Here is a 20,818-nt window from a genome sequence, read left to right on the forward strand (position 1 = left end):
TTTTCGGTAATGAAGGGAGCCCCTGACCGGAGCTCCCTCAAATCTTCGCTTATGCGTATTTCGCCTGGATCTCGTCCGAGATGTTCTGCGGAACCGGATCGTAGTGGTCGAACTGCATGGTGAACTGGGCACGGCCCGACGACATCGAACGCAGAGTGTTGATGTAGCCGAACATGTTCGCGAGCGGAACGAACGCATCAATTGCGATGGCGTTGCCGCGCGGCTCTTGTCCAGACACTTGGCCCCGACGCGAGGTCAGGTCGCCGATGATACCGCCGGTGTATTCTTCCGGGGTGATCACTTCGACCTTCATGATCGGTTCCAGCAGTTTCGCGCCAGCTTTGCGCATGCCTTCACGCATACACATCCGCGATGCGATTTCGAACGCCAGAACGCTCGAGTCAACGTCGTGGAACTTACCGTCCAGCAGGGCAACCTTGAAGTCGATCACAGGGAAGCCAGCCAGAGGGCCGCTGTCCATGACCGAGTTGATGCCTTTTTCAACACCGGGGATGTATTCCTTCGGAACGGCACCACCAACGATGCGGCTTTCGAACGAATAGCCTTCGCCTGCTTCGGTCGGCTGGATCTCCAGCTTGACTTCCGCGAACTGACCCGAACCACCCGACTGTTTCTTGTGGGTGTAGGTGTGCTCGACCGGCATCGAGATGGTTTCACGATAGGCCACCTGCGGCGCACCGATGTTCGCCTCGACTTTGAACTCGCGCTTCAGACGGTCAACCAGGATGTCCAGGTGAAGTTCGCCCATGCCCTTCATGATGGTCTGACCGGATTCCAGATCAGTTTCCACGCGGAAGGACGGGTCTTCGGCGGCCAGACGGGCCAGACCCTGGGACATTTTCTCTTGGTCGCCCTTGGTTTTGGGCTCAACCGCGATCTCGATCACCGGATCAGGGAAGGTCATGGTTTCCAGAACCACCGGATCCTTCGCATCACACAGGGTGTCACCGGTGGTGGTGTCTTTCAGACCCGCCAGCGCGATGATGTCGCCTGCAAACGCTTCTTCGATCTCTTCCCGGTTGTTCGAGTGCATCATCATCATACGACCGATGCGCTCTTTTTTACCTTTGGTCGAGTTCAGGATCGAGTCACCTTTGTTCATGGTGCCCGAGTAGATCCGAGTGAAGGTCAGCGAGCCAACGAAGGGGTCGTTCATGATTTTGAACGCCAGACCCGAGAAGGCCATGTCGTCGTCTGCACGACGGGCGATGTCACGAACTTCTTCCTCGTCGCCGGGTTTGAAGCCCATGTAATCAACAACGTCCAGCGGGCTGGGCAGATAGTCGATCACGGCGTTGAGCAGCGGCTGTACGCCTTTGTTCTTGAACGCCGAACCACCCAGAACCGGAACAAACGCGATTTCCAGTGTGCCCTTGCGCAGCAGTTTGCGCAGGGTCGGAACGTCGGGCTCATTGCCTTCCAGGTATTCCATCATCGCGTCGTCGTCCATTTCGACGGCCGCTTCGATCATCTTGCCGCGCCATTCGTCAGCCATGTCTTTCAGGCTGTCGCGGATCGGAGCTTTGATCCAGCTTGCGCCCAGATCTTCACCCTGCCACAGCCACTCTTCCATGGTGACCAGGTCGATCAGACCTTCCAGCTCGGACTCGGCACCGATCGGAATACCAACCGGAACAGCGCGTGCGCCGGTGCGGTCTTCAATCATGTTGACGCAGTTGAAGAAGTCAGCGCCGATCTTGTCCATCTTGTTGACGAAAACCATACGCGGAACCTTGTAGCGGTCAGCCTGACGCCACACGGTTTCGGTCTGGGGCTCAACACCAGCGTTTGCGTCCAGAACGCAGACGGCACCGTCGAGAACCGCCAGCGAGCGTTCGACTTCGATGGTGAAGTCAACGTGGCCGGGGGTGTCGATGATGTTCAGGCGGTGCTTGGGGGTATCGGCGGTCTGACCGTCCTCGGTGCGCTCCCAGAACGTGGTGGTCGCAGCCGAAGTGATGGTGATGCCGCGTTCCTGCTCCTGCTCCATCCAGTCCATGGTGGCTGCACCGTCGTGCACCTCACCGATGTTGTGGGATTTACCAGTGTAATACAGGATACGCTCCGAGCAGGTGGTCTTACCTGCGTCGATGTGCGCCATGATACCGAAGTTACGGTATAGTTCGAGCGGATATTCGCGTGCCATTTTTGATAAGCCTCTGAATTACCAACGGTAGTGGCTGAAGGCTTTGTTCGCCTCGGCCATCTTGTGGGTGTCTTCGCGCTTCTTCACGGCAGTACCGCGGGACTGTACAGCGTCCAGCAGCTCACCGGCGAGGCGTTCTTCCATGGTGTTTTCGTTGCGGCCGCGCGCAGCGGTGATCAGCCAACGGATGGCCAGAGCTTCGCGGCGCTCAGGACGGACTTCGACCGGAACCTGATAGGTTGCACCACCAACCCGGCGCGAGCGAACCTCGACCGACGGTTTGATGTTGTCGAGCGCTTCGTGGAACACTTCGACAGGAGCGCGCTTTACCTTGTTTTCAACGCGGTCAAATGCGTTGTAAACGATGCGCTCTGCGACCGACTTCTTGCCGTCGATCATCAGGTTGTTCATGAATTTGGTCAGTACCTTGTCGCCAAATTTGGCGTCAGGCAGAACTTCGCGTTTTTCGGCGGCGTGACGACGTGACATATCAGCCTCTCCTTCTTACTTGGGACGCTTCGCGCCGTATTTCGAACGACGCTGCTTACGGTCTTTGACGCCCTGAGTATCCAGAACACCGCGCAGGATGTGGTAACGCACACCGGGAAGGTCTTTTACACGGCCGCCACGGATCAGAACAACCGAGTGTTCCTGCAGGTTGTGGCTTTCACCGGGGATGTACGAGATGACCTCGAACCCGTTGGTCAGGCGCACCTTGGCAACCTTACGCATCGCCGAGTTCGGCTTTTTAGGTGTGGTGGTGTACACGCGGGTGCAGACGCCGCGTTTCTGCGGGCACTGCTCCAGGTGCATGGACTTCGAGCGTTTTACTTTGGGCTGCCGCGGCTTGCGGATCAGCTGTTGAATAGTTGGCATTCCGGTTTCTTCCCCGTTTTGCAACACACATGACATGCACGCGGCTGCGTGCGGTTAAATTCGCTGCACTTATGCGTCCACAAGCGCAAAACCCGCGAGCGTTCCCATTCCGAGGTGAACGTCGCGGTTGTTTATCAGAGGGCGCGAACGACAAAATTGTTCGGGCCTTGACCAGTTCATTACTGGAATCGGTTGTGGGGCGGCCCCCGGCACCGAGATGTCGCGCGTAATAGGGGGAGTCGGGCGCAGTGTCAACAGCGCTTGGGGAATACCCGTTCGCTGGCCGAAATATGCTGATTTATCAATGCCCGCAACAGATGAGCAGCATATTGTAAGTTGTAGCCTGTCAAAGCCGCACGCATAGTCACGCCACGCGAGTTACAAGAGATAGATCATGCAAGTTACCGGCCTGTGCCGCTTTTCCTACCCTGCCATCGGAGGATTCCAAATCGAGCATGAGACGATTGAAGACCGCCGGGCCTTTCTCTATTCCTCAAAACGTTTGAATGAGCGGTTCCATCTGTTGGAAACTGTCACCCTGCCCGGTCTCAAGGATCAAACCGACGAGGATTTTGAGTTTCTTATCGTTGTCGGAAATTGCCTGCCGGCGGATGCTTCGGACAGGCTGTACGATCTGACAGCTGGTGTAAAGCAAGTTCGCATCATTGCAGAGACACCGGACGAACACCGCAAGGTTATGAAGCGCATTCTGAATCAGGCGCGTACGGACCCCGGAAAACCATGCCTTCAATTTCGGCTGGATGACGACGATGCGGTGGCCGTGGATTTTATCGAACGGTTGCGCGGGGCGATAGGTGACTTCACCGGCCTGATCAAACGACACCCTGCAATCACCATAGATTTCAATTGCGGCTATCTGCTGGACGTCAGCCGTGGCGCACCGCGCGCCCTGCGGCTGCATCGCAGCCTGATTTCCGCAGGTTTGGGCATGTACGTTCAGGGTAACAGCGATCTGACAATTATGAATTTCGCCCACCAGCGCCTGGCGCGGTTCATGCCTGTGGTCAGCTACCCGGACAAGCCGATGTGGATCCGCAGCCTGAACGGCTTTAACGACTCTCCCAACGCGCGAAAGGGTCAGCAAAAACCTGAGCCGCTGGACATCGATATCAAGACGGATCTCGCCGAACGCTTTGCCGTTGACGCTGCGAGGTTAACCTACTCGGACGCCTGAGCCGCGCGTTCACGGAACAAGGTGAACAATCCCCCTCCGACAACCAGAGCCGCGCCAAGCATCGTCACATCGTCGGGCCAGTCGCCGAAGACAAGCCAACCCAGCCCCAACGCCCATAGCAGGCTGGAATATCGGAACGGTGCCACGAACCCGACCTCGCCCACCCGCATGACCATGACGCTGAAAACATAGCCCATCATGACGAACACCGCCGCCCCGGCCACAAGGCCACCGGTCTCCGGAGAGACTGGAACCCACCCTTCAAAGACTGAAACAATTGCAGCGGCTACCGTTACCGACAAAGACGTTGCCAGCGTGACAACCATTGAGGGCACATCAGCTGACATACGCCGTGTCGCCATATCGCGTGCAGTATATGACAGCACCGCTATCAGTGCAAATATCGAATAGATGCTGAACCCTTCGGGGCCGGGTCGGACGATCAGCAACATACCGGCAAACCCCATCGCAATTGCCACCATTCGTCGCCAACCAATGCGTTCTTTAAATAACAGCACCGCACCCAACGTCACCGTCAGAGGCAAAGCCTGCAGCACTGCAGTCACATTCGCCAGCAGCATGTGTTTCAGTGCAGCCAGAAAAAAGAACGTCGCCGTCAATTCAGCCAAGCTGCGAAATGCCACCAGCCATTTGTCATGGCGCGAGAAGTTCAGGTGCAACGTCCCAAGGTGACGTGCCAGAAGATAAACAAGCAGCGTCGCCAGCACCCCACGCATGGCGATCAGTTGGAACAGGGGCAGGTCCTGCAAAACGAACTTCACCACGGCATCGTTCATGGTAAAGGCCATCATGCTGCTCATCATCAGCAGCGCACCTTTTATATTGGGGGTCATTTGGGTGAAATCCAGCAGCCGAAACTCCGGCCCATTGGCCGGAAAACAGGTAGTGTTGTCAACTGACTACATAGCCTGGCTTCAACCGGAATATTCAACCAAAGTGTGATCCAGACCCGAAAGCGCGTCATCAATTCTCGGAGCGATGATTGACCAATCACCGCCAGCAAGCCCTGCGCCTATCAATGGGTATCCGATACGCGCTTCGGGAAACTGTTCCGCTATACGCTCAAAGCACCTGGAAATTGCCGGGTAAACCGCCCTGGGTTTCGGGCCCCTCCAATGAAACTGCGTATAAGCGTTGACGATAACAAATTGGGCGGTGCCTCTGGTTATCTGAGCAAACGAAATGGTGCCCAGCTTAGTCTCGACACCATATTCCGTTGCTTTGTCCGCTTCGAAAGCTTCCGGGAAATCTGCCGCGATGGTCTTGGCAATTCCGGCGCCCATCTGATGAAAACAGTTGCATCCGTGAACAATGACGTCGAATTCACCGTTCAAGGCAAGTTGGATCAAATCACCCGTTATTCTCTTCATCACCGCACCCTCAATCCAAAGCCAGTTCCTGCCGAACCTGCATCAATATCTGGCCCAGTCGGTTCAATCCCTGCCCATCCGGGCCGCACCCCCAATAGGCATCCATCGGCGCGTTTTCCACGATCCGCGCAGTTCTGGTTGAAAGCAGCAATTGTCTGGGTTGTTCATGAGTTTGAAACTTCACCCGGACCGCATCCAACATGATCTGGTCTTTGATCTCTTCCCAATCTTCACGCAGCGGAACACGCCGGGTCATCCCCAGCGCCTTGGCGTCCTTTGGCTTAATGGCGGCCCTGATACGCTCTCTGTAACTGATATCGAGGAACTTCTGAGCTTGAAAGAAATGCTCGACCGTCCGCCACCATTGGCCTTCCATGGCCACGCCAAAAGGTGCGAAGTTCGAAAACTCTGCAAAGTCATCTGTCTGGGCGTAGAAATAAACCGTTGTCGGGATCGATTTTTCAACCATACCGGAAGAAACACCCAAGCAATGCGGGAATGCAAGGCTTATGACGATTGCAGATGCTGCAACTCGAAACACCTTAAAGGAAAAAGGCCCTGCAAGCTTGCAGGGCCTCTTCTTTTTCTAAGCTGCGAAGATTACTCGCGGCTTTCCGGTGTATCCACCAATTCGTCCAGTTCATCTCCGACCATATCGTCGTCGAACATCGGCGCAGCCAGAGCAGCGGCGGCTTCGGCCTCTTCGCGGCGGGCTTCGATGACCACGTTGTCACGCGACTGCGCGATGTGGCGGACGGCCTGAGTTGCACCACCGGTACCGGCGGGGATCAGACGGCCAACGATGACGTTCTCTTTCAGGCCAACCAGCTTGTCTTTCTTTCCCTGAACCGAAGCTTCGGTCAGCACGCGCGTGGTTTCCTGGAACGACGCTGCCGAGATGAACGAACGCGTTTGCAACGAGGCTTTGGTGATCCCCAGAAGGATCGGCTCGCCCTGTGCCGGACGACCACCGCGGGCGATGGTCTTCTCGTTGGCCGCGTCGAACTCCTGCTTGTCGACATGTTCGCCTTTGAGCAGGGTGGTGTCGCCTGAATCCAGGATCTCCCACTTCTGCAGCATCTGACGCACAATGACCTCGATGTGCTTGTCGTTGATCTTCACACCCTGCAGTCGATAGACGTCCTGCACCTCGTCGATCATGTAATCCGCCAGCGCTTCGACACCCATGATGGACAGGATGTCATGCGGAGCCGGGTTCCCGTCCATCAAGTATTCACCCTTCTGGATGAAGTCCCCTTCGGCAACCGGGATGTGCTTGCCCTTGGGTACCATGTATTCGATGGTCTCCATGGACTCGTCAGCCGGTTCGATGCTGATGCGGCGCTTGTTCTTGTAGTCGCGACCGAAGCGCACGTAACCATCGGCTTCCGCGATGATCGCGTGATCTTTCGGACGACGTGCTTCGAACAGTTCGGCCACACGCGGCAGACCACCGGTGATGTCCTTGGTCTTGGCGCCTTCACGCGGGATACGCGCAACAACGTCACCGGCTTCGACTTTCTGACCGTCTTCGACCGACAGAATCGCATCCACCGACATCGGATAGTGAACCGGGTTGCCCGCGTCGTTGCGGACCGGCTCGCCATCTTCACCGACCAGAATGATCTCGGGCTTCAGGTCGCTGCCTTTGGGGGCGGCGCGCCAGTCGATCACGATCTTCTGGGTCATACCGGTTGCTTCGTCGGTCTCGTCGCGGACAGCAAGGCCCGAAACAAGGTCAACGTATTTCGCAGTACCGGCTTTCTCGGCGATGATCGGCAGGGTGTACGGGTCCCACTCGAACAGCTTGTCGCCACGGGCCACTTTGGTGCCGTCCTTGACGAACAGCTTGGAACCGTAGCCCAGCTTGAAGCTGGCCCGCTCTTCGCCGTGTTCGTCGTTGATCACCAGCTTCATGTTCCGGCCCATGACCAGGCTTTCGCCTGCGGCATTGACCAGGATCTGCGGGTTCTCGAACGCGACAACGCCTTCCTGGTTGGCTTCCTGGAACGACTGCTGACCACCTTGCGCAACACCGCCGATGTGGAAGGTCCGCATGGTCAACTGTGTACCGGGTTCACCGATCGACTGGGCGGCGATGATGCCGACAGCCTCACCTGTGTTCACCATGGTGCCGCGTGCAAGGTCACGACCGTAGCAGGTTGCACAGACGCCTTCCTCGGACTCACAGGTCAGAGGCGAGCGAATGCGCATCGACTGAACACCAGCTTCATCGATGGTGTCAGCCATACGTTCGTCGATCAGCTGACCAGCTGCGACGATCACCTCATCAGTGCCCGGACGCAGAACATCGTCAGCCGCGACACGGCCCAGCACACGTTCGGCCAGCGAGGCGACAACCTCACCGTCGTTCACAGCGGCTTCGGCTGTGATCGCACGCTCGGTGCCACAGTCGATCTCACGAACGATACAGTCTTGCGCCACGTCCACCAGACGACGGGTCAGGTAACCCGAGTTCGCCGTCTTCAGAGCGGTATCCGACAGACCCTTACGGGCACCGTGGGTCGAGTTGAAGTACTCGAGAACAGTCAGACCTTCTTTAAAGTTCGAGATGATCGGCGTTTCGATGATGTCACCGTTCGGCTTGGCCATCAGGCCGCGCATACCGCCCAGCTGTTTCATCTGAGTGACCGAGCCACGCGCACCCGAGTGGGCCATCATGTAGACCGAGTTCGGCTCTTGATCAGACCCGTCTTCAGCCTTGGCAACGTCCGAGATGGTGCTCATCATCGCCTCGGTGACGCGGTCGTTACACTTCGACCAGGCATCGACAACTTTGTTGTACTTTTCGCCCTGAGTGATCAGGCCGTCCATGTACTGCTGTTCAAAGTCCTTCACCTGACCACGGGTGTCATCAACGATACCCCACTTGTCGTTCGGGATAACCATGTCGTCCTTACCGAACGAGATGCCCGCCTTGAACGCTTCTTTGAAGCCCATCGACATGATCTGGTCACAGAAGATAACCGACTCTTTCTGACCGCAATAGCGGTAGACGGTATCGATCACCTGCTGCACTTCTTTCTTCCGCAGCAGGCGGTTGACCAGCTCGAACGGGGCTTTGTTGTTCATCGGCAGCAAGGCACCCAGACGCAGACGGCCCGGAGTGGTTTCATAACGCTTCTGAACTTCGTTGCCTTCGTCGTCGATCTGCGTGATCCGCGCGGTGATTTTCGAGTGCAAATGCACCTCACCGGCGTCCAGCGCGTGTTGAACTTCTTCGATCGAACCAAAGACTTTGCCTTCACCCGGCATGCCTTCGCGTTCCAGGGTCACATAGTAGAGACCCAGGATCATATCCTGCGAAGGAACGATGATCGGCGCGCCGTTTGCAGGCGACAGAACGTTGTTCGTCGACATCATCAGAACACGCGCTTCCAACTGCGCCTCAAGGCTCAGCGGGACGTGAACAGCCATCTGGTCACCGTCGAAGTCGGCGTTAAAGGCCGAGCAGACCAGCGGGTGCAGCTGGATGGCTTTACCTTCGATCAGGACCGGCTCGAACGCCTGAATGCCAAGACGGTGCAGCGTCGGCGCACGGTTCAGCATGACAGGGTGTTCGCGGATCACCTCGTCGAGGATATCCCAAACTTCGGGACGCTCTTTCTCGACCAGTTTCTTCGCCTGTTTCACGGTCGAAGACAGACCTTTGGCTTCAAGGCGCGAGTAGATGAACGGCTTGAACAGCTCCAGCGCCATCTTCTTGGGCAGACCACACTGGTGCAGCTTCAGTTCGGGGCCGGTCACGATGACCGAGCGGCCCGAAAAGTCGACGCGTTTCCCCAAAAGGTTCTGGCGGAAACGACCCTGTTTCCCTTTCAGCATGTCCGACAGCGATTTCAGCGGACGCTTGTTTGCGCCGGTGATCACGCGGCCACGACGGCCGTTGTCGAACAGAGCATCTACGGATTCCTGCAACATCCGCTTTTCGTTGCGGACGATGATGTCAGGCGCGCGCAGCTCGATCAGACGCTTCAGACGGTTGTTCCGGTTGATGACGCGGCGATACAGATCGTTCAGATCCGAGGTCGCGAAACGGCCACCATCCAGCGGAACCAGCGGACGCAGTTCCGGCGGAATGACCGGGATCACGGTCATCACCATCCACTCGGGCCGATTACCCGACTCGAGGAAGCTTTCGACAACCTTCAGACGCTTGATGATCTTCTTGGGCTTCAGTTCGCCGGTTGCTTCGGCCAGATCAGCGCGCAGCTGCTCGGCTTCGGCTTCCAGATCGATCTGGGCCAGCATCTCACGGATGGCTTCGGCACCGATATTCGCGGTAAACGCGTCCATGCCATAGGCATCCTGAGCATCCATGTACTCTTCTTCGGTCAGCATCTGGCCGTAGGTCAGGTCAGTCAGACCGGGCTCGATGACGACGTAGTTTTCAAAGTAAAGAACGCGTTCCAGATCACGCAGCGTCATGTCCAGCATCAGACCGATGCGGGAGGGCAGCGATTTCAGGAACCAGATATGTGCGACGGGCGCGGCCAGTTCGATGTGGCCCATACGCTCGCGGCGGACTTTCTGCAGTGTGACTTCCACACCGCATTTCTCGCACACAACGCCGCGATACTTCATCCGCTTATATTTGCCGCACAGACATTCGTAATCTTTGATCGGGCCAAAGATACGCGCGCAGAACAGACCGTCACGTTCAGGCTTGAACGTCCGGTAGTTGATGGTTTCGGGTTTCTTGATCTCGCCATAGGACCAAGACAGAATCCGCTCGGGCGACGCCAGCGAAACCTTGATCTCGTCAAAGACCTTCGGGGGCGTCAGCGGGTTGAACGGGTTGTTGGTGATTTCCTGGTTCATTTGTTACCTCAAATCTTGCGGAAGGGGGGACGGGAGAAAGGGCAGCGCCCTTACTCCTCAACCTCCGCATCCAGGAGTTCCATATTCAGGCCGAGGCCACGGACTTCTTTCACCAGAACGTTGAACGATTCCGGCACGCCCGCTTCAAAGTTATCCTCGCCCTTGACGATCGACTCATAGACCTTGGTCCGGCCGGCGACGTCATCCGATTTCACGGTGAGCATCTCTTGCAGGGTGTAGGCGGCGCCGTAAGCTTCCAGAGCCCAGACCTCCATCTCACCAAAGCGCTGACCACCGAACTGCGCCTTACCACCCAGCGGCTGCTGGGTGACCAGGCTGTACGGCCCGGTCGAACGCGCGTGGATCTTGTCATCCACCAGGTGGTGCAGTTTCAGCAGGTACTTGATGCCCACGGTCACCGGACGCGCGAATTGCTCACCGGTGCGACCGTCGAACAGAACCGACTGACCGCTTTCCGAGAAGCCCGCGCGCACCAGCGCGTCGTTGACGTCAGCCTCTTTGGCGCCGTCGAAGACCGGGGTTGCGATCGGAACACCGCGGGTCACATTGCCCGCAGCCTCGATCAGGCCATCCTCGTCCAGACCGGTGATGCCTTCTTCGTAGACATTCTCGCCATAAGCCAGCTTCATCGCTTCGCGCACCGGGGTCAGATCGCCGGAGCGGCGGTATTCACCCAGAGCCTCATCGATGTTCAGACCCAGACCGCGCGCGGCCCAACCCATGTGGGTTTCAAGGATCTGACCGACGTTCATACGCGACGGCACACCCAGCGGGTTCAGACAGAAGTCAACCGGCGTACCATCGGCCAGGAACGGCATGTCTTCCATCGGAACAACCTTGGAGATCACACCTTTGTTCCCGTGACGACCGGCCATCTTGTCGCCCGGCTGCAGCTTACGCTTCACGGCGATAAAGACTTTGACCATCTTCATCACACCCGGCGGCAGGTCGTCGCCACGGCGGACTTTCTCGACCTTGTCTTCGAAACGGGCATCCAGAGCACGCTTTTGCACTTCGTATTGCTCGTTCAGAGCCTCAACGATCTGTGCGTCCTGCTCGCCTTCCAGCGCCAGCTGCCACCACTGACCACGGGTCAGGGTCTCCAGCAGCTCCTCGGTGATCACCGACCCTGCCTTGACGCCTTTCGGGCCTTTGACAGCGGTTTTACCAAGGATCAGGCCTTGCAGACGCGCATAGATGTTGCGGTCAAGGATCGCCAGCTCGTCGTCCCGGTCACGGGCCAGACGTTCGACTTCCTCACGCTCGATCTGCAGCGCACGCTCGTCTTTCTCGACGCCGTGACGGTTGAAGACGCGGACCTCGACGACCGTACCGTAATCGCCCGGCTTCACGCGTAGCGAGGTGTCGCGCACGTCAGATGCTTTTTCACCAAAGATGGCGCGCAGCAGCTTTTCTTCCGGGGTCATCGGGCTTTCGCCCTTCGGAGTGATCTTGCCGACCAGAATATCGCCCGGTTCAACATCCGCACCGATGTAAACGATGCCCGCCTCGTCGAGGTTGCGCAGCGCTTCTTCACCGACGTTCGGGATGTCGCGGGTGATCTCTTCCGGGCCCAGCTTGGTGTCACGGGCGGCGACTTCGAATTCCTCGATATGGACCGAGGTAAAGACGTCGTCACGCGCGATACGTTCCGAGATCAGGATCGAGTCTTCGTAGTTGTAACCGTTCCACGGCATGAACGCGACGACCACGTTCTTACCCAGAGCCAGTTCACCCATATCGGTCGACGGACCATCGGCAATGACCTCGCCCTTCTGGACGGTGTCACCCACCTTGATCAGCGGACGCTGGTTGATGCAGGTGTTCTGGTTCGACCGCTGGAATTTGCGCAGACGATAGATGTCAACGCCAGCGTCGCCCAGTTCCAGATCCTCGGTGGCGCGGATAACGATACGCTGAGCATCGACCTGGTCGATAATACCGGCGCGTTTCGCCTGGATCGCAGCACCCGAGTCGATCGCAACCTTTTCCTCGATCCCGGTGCCGACCAGCGGTGCCTCGGCCCGCAGTAGCGGAACCGCCTGACGTTGCATGTTCGAGCCCATCAGAGCACGGTTGGCGTCGTCATTTTCAAGGAACGGGATCAGCGAAGCAGCAACCGAAACCAGCTGTTTCGGCGACACGTCGATCAGGTCAACATTCTCGCGCGGAGCAAGCGTGTAGTCACCAGCCTGACGGGTCGACACCAGATCGTTGATGAACTTGCCATCCGCATCCAGCGTTGCGTTCGCCTGCGCAACGGTGTGACGCATTTCCTCGGTCGCGGACATGTAGTGAACCTCATCGGTCACCTCAGCGTCTTTGACAACGCGGTACGGTGTTTCGATGAAGCCATACTTGTTTACGCGGGCAAAGGTGGCCAGCGAGTTGATCAGACCAATGTTCGGACCTTCGGGCGTTTCAATCGGGCACATCCGGCCATAATGGGTCGGGTGTACGTCGCGCACCTCAAAGCCCGCACGCTCACGTGTCAGACCACCGGGGCCAAGCGCCGAGAGACGGCGTTTGTGGGTAACTTCCGACAGCGGGTTGGTCTGGTCCATGAACTGCGACAGCTGCGATGAGCCGAAGAATTCACGCACAGCAGCCGCAGCCGGTTTCGCGTTGATCAGGTCCTGAGGCATGACGGTGTCGATCTCGACCGACGACATACGCTCTTTGATCGCGCGTTCCATGCGCAGCAGGCCAACGCGGTACTGGTTTTCCATCAGTTCGCCGACCGAACGCACACGACGGTTGCCGAGGTGGTCGATATCGTCCACGTCACCTTTGCCGTCACGCAGTTCCACCAGCGCCTTGATGCAGGCCACGATGTCTTCGCGGCGCAGCGTGCGCAGGGTGTCAGGCGCGTCCAGAGCCAGACGCATGTTCATCTTCACGCGGCCAACAGCGGACAGGTCATAGCGCTCGCTGTCGAAGAACAGGGTGTCGAACAGGGCCGACGCAGCCTCGACGGTGGGCGGCTCACCCGGACGCATAACGCGGTAGATGTCCATCAACGCGCTTTCACGGTTCAGGTTCTTGTCCTGAGCCATGGTGTTGCGCATGTAGGGGCCAACATTGACGTTGTCGATGTCCAGAACCGGGATGTCGGTGATGCCCGCATCCATCAGGTCCTTGACAGTGCCACCGATCAGGTCGCCGTCCTTGTCGTATTCCAGGGTCAGCTCATCACCGGCTTCGACATAGATCGCGCCGTTTTCTTCGTTGATGATGTCTTTGGCAACGAACTTGCCGACGATGTTGTCGAACGGTACCAGCAGGTTAGTGACATTGCCTTCGTCGATCAGCTTCTTGACCGCGCGCGGGGTGACTTTCTTGCCCGCTTCGGCAATCACTTCACCGGATTTGGCGTCGATCAGATCATAGGTCGGACGGGTACCGCGCGCACGCTCGGGGAAGAACGGCGTGACCCAGCCCTTCTTCTTGTCCAGCTTGTAGGACACGGTGTTGTAGTACGCGTCCATGATCGCTTCCTGATCCAGACCCAGCGCATACAGCAGGGTTGTCACAGGCAGCTTACGGCGACGGTCGATCCGGGCGAAGACGATGTCCTTGGCGTCGAACTCAAAGTCCAACCAGCTGCCGCGATACGGGATGATGCGGCAGGCAAACAGCAGCTTGCCCGAGGAATGGGTCTTGCCCTTGTCATGATCAAAAAACACACCGGGCGAGCGGTGCATCTGGGACACGATCACACGCTCGGTGCCGTTCACGATGAACGTCCCGTTCGGTGTCATCAGGGGCATGTCGCCCATGAACACGTCCTGTTCTTTGATGTCTTTGACCGATTTCGCGCCGGTGTCCTCATCGACATCAAACACGATCAAACGCAGAGTGACCTTCAGCGGTGCGCTGTAGGTCATGTCGCGCTGCATGCACTCTTCGACGTCATATTTGGGTTTTTCCAGATCGTATTTCACGAACTCCAGCACGGAGGTTTCGTTGAAATCCTTGATCGGGAAAACCGACTGGAACACGCCTTTGATGCCTTCGCCATCGGTGGGCTGCTCTGCATCGCCGGAGCGCAGGAAAAGATCATAAGAAGATTTCTGTACCTCAATAAGGTTCGGCATTTCCAGCACTTCGCGGATTTTGCCGTAGTATTTACGAAGACGTTTCTGGCCAAGGAACGTTTGAGCCATGTCAGATGTCACCTTTCGATGTTCTCAGCGGGCAAAGACACCGTCGGGCCCCGGCATCTTGCACAATCGAGACAACACGTCCGGATCAATTCATGGCCACCGTCCCGAAGGCAGCCTCCCGATCCGAAAACCGTGTCTTAGAAAACACCCCAACAGTTGAGGCCCTTTCTAAGACAGGTTCGGCTGGACCCGGATTTCTCCGGGCCCAGCCAAATTCTGCGGTGCATCAACGACGCACCAGACAACGGGCTTAGGCCAGTTCGACCTCGGCGCCAGCTGCTTCCAGCTTGCCTTTGATCTCTTCGGCTTCGGCTTTGTCCACGCCTTCTTTGATCTTGCCGCCAGCTTCGACCAGCTCCTTGGCTTCTTTCAGGCCAAGACCGGTGATGCCGCGAACTTCTTTGATCACGTTGATTTTCGAAGCGCCGGCGTTCTTCAGAACGACGTCGAATTCGGTTTTCTCTTCCTCAGCTGCGCCACCGGCGTCGCCACCAGCTGCAACCATGACGGCGCCACCGGCTGCGGGCTCGATGCCGTACTCGTCTTTGAGGATGGTTTTCAGTTCTTGTGCTTCCAGCAGGGTCAGACCAACGATCTCTTCTGCCAGTTTCTTCAGATCAGCCATTGTATCAGCTCTTTCCGTTTTACAGTGTGTGTTCCAACGTCAGGGGCATTCCCCTACGCAGATCATTCAGTGCCAACCGCTTACGCAGCTTCCGCCTTCTCTTCGATGGTGGAAAGGATGCTTGCGATGTTGCTTGCAGGTGCGCCAATCGCGCCGGCGATGTTCGAAGCAGGTGCGCCAATGCAGCCAACGATCGAAGCAATAAGCTCCTCACGCGACGGCATTTTCGAAACGGCTTCAACGCCTTTGCGGTCCAGAGCGTTCTCACCCATTGCACCGCCAAGAATTTCGAACTTTTGGTTCTCTTTGGCGAAGTCCTCGGCCACTTTGGCGGCTGCCACAGGGTCCTCGGAATAGGTCAGAACGGTCATCCCTGTCAGCAGGTCGGCCATGCTTTCACACGGCTTACCCTCAAGGGCGATTTTGGCGAGCCTGTTCTTGGCAACACGCACGGAACCACCCGCGTCACGAGCACGTGCGCGAAGGTCCTGCATCTCGGCAACTGTCAGACCGGCGTAGTGAGCAACCACTACGACGCCAGAGCTTTCGAAGATTTGGCCGAGTTCCTCGACCACTTTCTCTTTCTGGGCTCTATCCACAGTTCTCTCCAAGTTAGGGGCGATACCTCACCCCGGCTCATATTTGCCGCGGTCGAAACCCCGGCGTTCAGGTCCGTTGTTACGGGATTGGCCAAAATGCGCCCGAGGGCTGGACCCTCAGAATTCTTTGGTCTTACCCGTCTCAGGCAGGGAATTAAGGGATCGAATGACACCACCCACCGTCTTGGACGAAACAAAATAAAGCGCACGACGAATCGCACGCTTTATTCCGTGGGTCTACTTAGGACAGATAGGCGGGGTTTCCAAGGGGTAAATTGGGGTAAATGGTAGAGTTGATCCGCGGTATTTCGATTGCGTGATTCCCAAGCCTCGCCAACTTATGACCGAATGACAGTTTTGCGGACAAAGCTGTCGTTGCTCAGTGCAAGCCAAATGTCCGGTTCGCGGATGAAAATCCCGTTCTACATCCTACCAGAGCTGACTTTGAGACGTCACCTAAGATGCGAAGGCAAACTATGCCAGAGAGCGTACCCATAGTTTGACTGACAATCCTTTGTGTTGCAGGCTAACGATTGTCACTGTTGGAGGAGAGTGTTTATGAGGTTGAAGCAAGGACGATTTTTAGCACCAATAGTTTTGTGTTTCGCTTTGGGAGCCCAATCCGCATTCGCGGAGATAAACCAGCCCGTCACATTCGGAGGTGTCTTTGGAGGAAGCTCGGAGTTTGTTCCAGAGCCAGTTGATACTCCTGGTTTTGATCCGCAGGAAGTCTTCAGTGACGAGAACAATTTCGTGAGCCTGCCGAACAATGTATCTGCCTATCGACTCGGTTCAATCCCACTAAGTCAAACACTTGAGTGGTTCCAACCTGCCGGCGGAAAAAACGTGATTCATTCCATTGGCGATCTGTCGTTGGCCGTATTCATGATTGCAAATAATGGACGCTATGTGGTGCGCCTAGAAGGCCACACGGGAGCGCCCGGGTTTGAAAACCCTTTCTATCTGACCTGGGTCGACATTCAGATTTTCGACACTCCCGGTGACTTGGTCGAAAGCGTCAACGTATCGTACGGGAGACCAAAATGTGGACCCGTGAATTCTGGCGTTGGACAGATAAACTCCAATCCTCTGTTGTACGCCGCTGAAGTCAGGCTTCGCAGCGGTGGAAACGGTGGAGGTGGACAGAATGTCGACTGCTAGCGACGTCCTCGGAGACGTTGCGTAGGAACCCCACGAGACAAGAAAGGAATAAAGCCGCCATTCCTGCAAAGCGCAGCATTAGTCAAAGAGAGCTCGAAGCCGACAATTGACCCAACAGTCAAAAAAATCCCGGGCAGTTCGCACCACCCGGGACCAATTCTTAGCAGCTATGCGCTAAGGCTTACTCGCCCGCAGCAGCCGCCACATCCAGAGTCACACCCGGGCCCATGGTCGAGCTCAGAGCGATTTTCTTCATGTAGGTGCCTTTGGCGCCCGACGGCTTGGCTTTCGCAACAGCCGAGATAAAGGCACGGACGTTTTCGACCAGCTTGGCTTCGTCGAACGACGCTTTGCCAACACCGGCGTGCACAACGCCGCCTTTTTCCGCCTTGAACTGAACTTCACCACCTTTGGCTGCTTCCACGGCCGCTTTCACGTCCATGGTTACGGTGCCAACCTTGGGGTTCGGCATCAGGTTGCGGGGGCCCAGAACCTTACCCAGACGACCGACGATCGGCATCATGTCCGGGGTGGCAATGCAGCGATCGAACTCGATGGTGCCGCCCTGAACGGTTTCCATCAGGTCCTCTGCACCAACGATATCTGCGCCTGCTTCTTTTGCTTCGTCAGCCTTGGGGCCACGAGCAAAAACAGCAACGCGCATCGCTTTGCCGGTGCCGTTCGGCAGGCCGACAACACCGCGAACCATCTGGTCCGCGTGACGGGTGTCAACGCCCAGGTTCAGCGCCAGTTCGATGGTCTCGTCAAATTTCGAAGTTGCGTTGGCTTTGACCAGGGCAACAGCTTCTTCAACCGACAGGTTTTCCTTGCCGGCGACAGCTTCGCGCGCAGCGCGGGTACGTTTACCGAGTTTTGCCATCTTACTTAACCTCGATGCCCATAGAGCGGGCCGAGCCCAGGATGATCTGCATTGCGCCTTCGACGTCGTTGGCGTTCAGATCTTTCATTTTGGCTTCGGCGATTTCACGAACCTGCTTCGAGGTCACGGTTGCCACGGTCTCACGACCTGGGTTCTCCGCGCCACGGGGACGGTTACGCTTGCCAACCGGCTTCAGACCAGCCGCTTTTTTCAGGTAATAAGACGCGGGCGGCGTCTTGATGTCCATGGTGAAGGACTTGTCCTGATAGTAGGTGATCACGGTCGGGCACGGAGCACCGGGCTCCATGTCTGCGGTCTTGGCGTTGAACGCCTTGCAGAATTCCATGATGTTGATGCCGCGCTGACCCAGCGCCGGACCAACTGGCGGCGACGGGTTCGCCTGACCTGCAGGAACCTGCAGCTTCATTGTACCAGCAAGCTTCTTGGCCATTTGGTTTTCCTTTCTCAACTCTCGAAAGATCGCGATCTTCGAGATATGTGTGATGTGGTTCGATCCGATACGCGCGCGCACCTCGCCTCCCACAGGGAATGCCGCTTTCAGCGACAGAGCTGCGCCTTACTAGGCCAAACAGCGAATGGCAAGTGTTTTCGCATTTAAACTCATCGCACCTCGCGCCATGCTTGCGACAAAAGCGGAACACAGGCACGGTATTGCGAAGTGCAGACAACATCGCAAACACTAACCCGAGAAAACTCTGAGATGCAGCCGCCCCTCAATCCGACCGAGCAGCAGGCCAAGATCGATGCCCTGATCGACTGGATGATCGACGGTGCGCGCCCGGCCGCAAACGCGGTTGATATCATCGAGGGCATTTGCACGCGCCTTCTGGATGCAGGGGTGCCCATTGACCGGTTTGGCCTGTTCATCTGGACGATGCACCCTAACCTGACGGGCCGTCGCTTTATCTGGAAGATGGGTGAAGACGTGGACCGGGTCGATGCTCCGTCTCAGCTGTTTTCGACGGCGATCTACACGGATAACCCTCTGCCTCACGTAATTGAACGCAAGCAGACCATCCGCCGCCATCTGGAGGATCCAAACTGCCCTGAAGATTACATCATCGTCGGGGAATTGCGCGAACAAGGGTTCACCGATTACGTTGCGCAACCGCTGATCTACATCAATGGCGACACTCATGTCTGCACGTGGTCCAGCGCAACACCGGGCGGCTTCTCGGATCAGGATGTCGCGATTTTGGATCGGGTCCGCAAACCGCTCGCCCGTCTGACGGAAACGTATATGCTGCGGCTCGATGCGACCTATCTTCTGTCAACCTATGTCGGGCGAAATAGCGGCGCACATATTCTGGACGGCAAAGTGCATCGCGGCGATGGAGGAGAGATCGAGGCCGTAATTCTCTTTGCCGACCTGAAAGGTTTTACCCGTCTTTCGAATTCAGTTTCGGGTGATGCGTTGGTGAACCTTCTGAATGACACCTTTGACTGTCTGGTCCCCGCCGTGATGGCGCATGGTGGTGAAATACTGAAATTCATGGGAGACGGTTTCTTTGCGATCTTTCCTGTTAAAGAAAAACTGGACACCGAAACCCAGCTCAGAGCCGCGGTGTCTGCGGTGCTTGAGGGGCAAGACGCATTGGCCGCTGCAGAGTTCGAGCATAAGATTGGTATTCGGACCGCCCTGCATCATGGTCGTTTTCACTATGGGAATATCGGTGGCGGAGATCGTCTGGATTTCACCGCGATTGGTCCGGATGTAAATCTTACGGCCCGATTGCTGACAGCCGCAACCGAGTTAGATTGCGACAATGTCATGTCAGAGGCAGCTGCAGCGATTCTACCCGAACATTGCGGAGAGGCTGGAACCGTTTCGCTCAAAGGATTTGGCGCGGATCAAACCATCTGGCAGTTGCTAAGCCCCCAAACGTAAAAAGGTGCCCGGAGGCACCTTTTTTGAAACGTTTCTGAAAAACCGTTCAGCTCTGCTTGGTCACCTGCGTAAAGTCCAGCTCGACCGGGGTTTCACGACCAAAGATCGAGACCGAAACCTTCAGCTTCTGCGCTTCGTCGTCCACGCCTTCGACCATGCCGTCGAAATCCTCGAACGGGCCGTCGTTGACCTTGACCTTCTCGCCAACCTCGAAGGTGATCATCAGCTTGGGCGCTTCTTCACCTTCCTGAACGCGGTTGAGGATCTGGTTCACTTCGGCGTCGCGCATCGGCATCGGGCGTCCCTGCGGACCCAGGAAACCGGTGACGCGGTTGATCGAGTTGATCAGATGATAGCCCTGATCCGACATTTCCATATGCACCAACACGTAACCGGGCATAAAGCGGCGCTCGGTGGTGACCTTCTTGCCCCGGCGCACTTCGATCACCTCTTCGGTGGGCACCAGAACTTCGTCGATATCGTCCTCAAGGCCCTGTTCAGCCACCGACGTGCGGATCTGTTCTGCGATCTTCTTTTCGAAATTCGAAAGAACGCTGACCGAGTACCACCGTTTCGCCATGAACCTGTCGTCCTTGTTTACCGTTGGAGCGGCTGAGCGCGCGCCCCGCGTTGAAATCCAATTGCGTCACCCGGAATAAAAAGCGGCGCGCAGCCTGATTCGCCGCACGCCCATTCCGAATAGTCACGTCACCTACTCTGACATCGCGTGCTGTGCAAGGGGGCAGTGGCGATTACACCTGCCCGAACCGCCTTAGCTGAACGCACCGAGTATCAGTTGCAGACCACCGCGAATGCCCAGATCGACCAGCGCAAAGAACACCGCAGTCAATGCCGCCATGATAAACACCATGACGGTGGTCAACAGAACCTCGCGCCGGGTGGGCCAGACGACCTTTGCGACTTCGGCACGGACCTGCTGAATGAACTGGATCGGATTCATAGTTGCCATTTGGCTTTGTTCTCTC

17 protein-coding genes are annotated in these 20,818 nt (G+C 57.0%); 3 read left to right on the forward strand and 14 right to left on the reverse strand.

What is annotated here, in order from left to right:
• Window positions 1-49: 49 nt before the first annotated feature.
• From fusA to rpsL, 3 genes are read right to left on the reverse strand one after another with little or no spacing between them, the layout of a single operon-like run.
• Window positions 50-2,167: an elongation factor G gene (fusA, locus tag ACP0GE_RS08715; protein WP_424831565.1), complete on the reverse strand. Its 2,118-nt coding sequence runs from the start codon at window positions 2,165-2,167 to the stop codon at window positions 50-52.
• A gap of 18 nt (window positions 2,168-2,185) precedes the next feature.
• Window positions 2,186-2,656 (reverse strand): 30S ribosomal protein S7, encoded by a 471-nt coding sequence (rpsG, locus tag ACP0GE_RS08720; protein WP_010441203.1) that lies wholly within the window; start codon window positions 2,654-2,656, stop codon window positions 2,186-2,188.
• A 15-nt stretch (window positions 2,657-2,671) separates the two neighbouring features.
• A complete protein-coding gene (rpsL, locus tag ACP0GE_RS08725) occupies window positions 2,672-3,043 on the reverse strand; it encodes a 30S ribosomal protein S12 (protein ID WP_005621086.1) in 372 nt (123 codons plus the stop codon).
• 394 nt (window positions 3,044-3,437) lie between these two features.
• On the opposite strand from rpsL, the gene ACP0GE_RS08730 reads away from it, so the two are divergent.
• Complete coding sequence (locus ACP0GE_RS08730; RefSeq protein WP_424831566.1) at window positions 3,438-4,238, forward strand: putative rhamnosyl transferase; 801 nt, start codon at window positions 3,438-3,440, stop codon at window positions 4,236-4,238.
• Here the strand turns inward: ACP0GE_RS08730 and ACP0GE_RS08735 are convergent.
• From ACP0GE_RS08735 to rplJ, 7 genes are all read right to left on the reverse strand, one after another.
• On the reverse strand, window positions 4,223-5,092 hold the full coding sequence (locus ACP0GE_RS08735; RefSeq protein WP_424831567.1) for a DMT family transporter: 870 nt from the start codon (window positions 5,090-5,092) through the stop codon (window positions 4,223-4,225). The two genes, ACP0GE_RS08730 and ACP0GE_RS08735, sit on opposite strands and share 16 nt — an antisense overlap.
• 81 nt (window positions 5,093-5,173) lie before the next feature.
• A complete protein-coding gene (locus ACP0GE_RS08740) occupies window positions 5,174-5,629 on the reverse strand; it encodes a macro domain-containing protein (RefSeq protein ID WP_424831568.1) in 456 nt (151 codons plus the stop codon).
• A gap of 10 nt (window positions 5,630-5,639) precedes the next feature.
• The gene (locus ACP0GE_RS08745; protein ID WP_424831569.1) at window positions 5,640-6,098 is read right to left on the reverse strand and encodes an NADAR family protein; all 459 of its coding nucleotides are present in this window, start codon (window positions 6,096-6,098) and stop codon (window positions 5,640-5,642) included.
• A 131-nt stretch (window positions 6,099-6,229) separates the two neighbouring features.
• Complete coding sequence (gene rpoC, locus ACP0GE_RS08750) at window positions 6,230-10,471, reverse strand: DNA-directed RNA polymerase subunit beta' (protein ID WP_424831570.1); 4,242 nt, start codon at window positions 10,469-10,471, stop codon at window positions 6,230-6,232.
• Between the two features lie 50 nt (window positions 10,472-10,521).
• A complete protein-coding gene (rpoB, locus tag ACP0GE_RS08755; protein ID WP_424831571.1) occupies window positions 10,522-14,658 on the reverse strand; it encodes a DNA-directed RNA polymerase subunit beta in 4,137 nt (1,378 codons plus the stop codon).
• Between the two features lie 250 nt (window positions 14,659-14,908).
• Window positions 14,909-15,283, reverse strand: coding sequence for a 50S ribosomal protein L7/L12 (gene rplL / locus ACP0GE_RS08760; protein ID WP_424831572.1), 375 nt, complete (start codon window positions 15,281-15,283; stop codon window positions 14,909-14,911).
• A gap of 80 nt (window positions 15,284-15,363) precedes the next feature.
• The gene (gene rplJ, locus ACP0GE_RS08765) at window positions 15,364-15,882 is read right to left on the reverse strand and encodes a 50S ribosomal protein L10 (protein WP_170427359.1); all 519 of its coding nucleotides are present in this window, start codon (window positions 15,880-15,882) and stop codon (window positions 15,364-15,366) included.
• A 558-nt stretch (window positions 15,883-16,440) separates the two neighbouring features.
• Between rplJ and ACP0GE_RS08770 the strand changes: the two genes are divergently transcribed.
• Window positions 16,441-17,043: a hypothetical protein gene (locus tag ACP0GE_RS08770; protein WP_424831573.1), complete on the forward strand. Its 603-nt coding sequence runs from the start codon at window positions 16,441-16,443 to the stop codon at window positions 17,041-17,043.
• A gap of 181 nt (window positions 17,044-17,224) precedes the next feature.
• Here ACP0GE_RS08770 and rplA read toward each other — a convergent pair whose 3' ends face one another.
• Window positions 17,225-17,923, reverse strand: coding sequence for a 50S ribosomal protein L1 (gene rplA / locus ACP0GE_RS08775; protein WP_424831574.1), 699 nt, complete (start codon window positions 17,921-17,923; stop codon window positions 17,225-17,227).
• 1 nt (window position 17,924) lies between these two features.
• Window positions 17,925-18,374: a 50S ribosomal protein L11 gene (gene rplK / locus ACP0GE_RS08780; RefSeq protein WP_010440985.1), complete on the reverse strand. Its 450-nt coding sequence runs from the start codon at window positions 18,372-18,374 to the stop codon at window positions 17,925-17,927.
• 270 nt (window positions 18,375-18,644) lie between these two features.
• Between rplK and ACP0GE_RS08785 the strand changes: the two genes are divergently transcribed.
• Window positions 18,645-19,832, forward strand: coding sequence for an adenylate/guanylate cyclase domain-containing protein (locus ACP0GE_RS08785; protein ID WP_424831575.1), 1,188 nt, complete (start codon window positions 18,645-18,647; stop codon window positions 19,830-19,832).
• A gap of 46 nt (window positions 19,833-19,878) precedes the next feature.
• Here the strand turns inward: ACP0GE_RS08785 and nusG are convergent, their stop codons facing one another.
• Together nusG and secE are read right to left on the reverse strand one after the other, a co-directional pair.
• Window positions 19,879-20,412, reverse strand: coding sequence for a transcription termination/antitermination protein NusG (gene nusG / locus ACP0GE_RS08790; RefSeq protein ID WP_170533167.1), 534 nt, complete (start codon window positions 20,410-20,412; stop codon window positions 19,879-19,881).
• Window positions 20,413-20,604: 192 nt separating this feature from the next.
• On the reverse strand, window positions 20,605-20,802 hold the full coding sequence (gene secE, locus ACP0GE_RS08795) for a preprotein translocase subunit SecE (RefSeq protein WP_170350969.1): 198 nt from the start codon (window positions 20,800-20,802) through the stop codon (window positions 20,605-20,607).
• Window positions 20,803-20,818 lie beyond the last annotated feature (16 nt).

It is taken from the genome of Ruegeria sp., from assembly GCF_965243365.1.
In the GTDB taxonomy this organism is placed as follows: domain Bacteria; phylum Pseudomonadota; class Alphaproteobacteria; order Rhodobacterales; family Rhodobacteraceae; genus Ruegeria.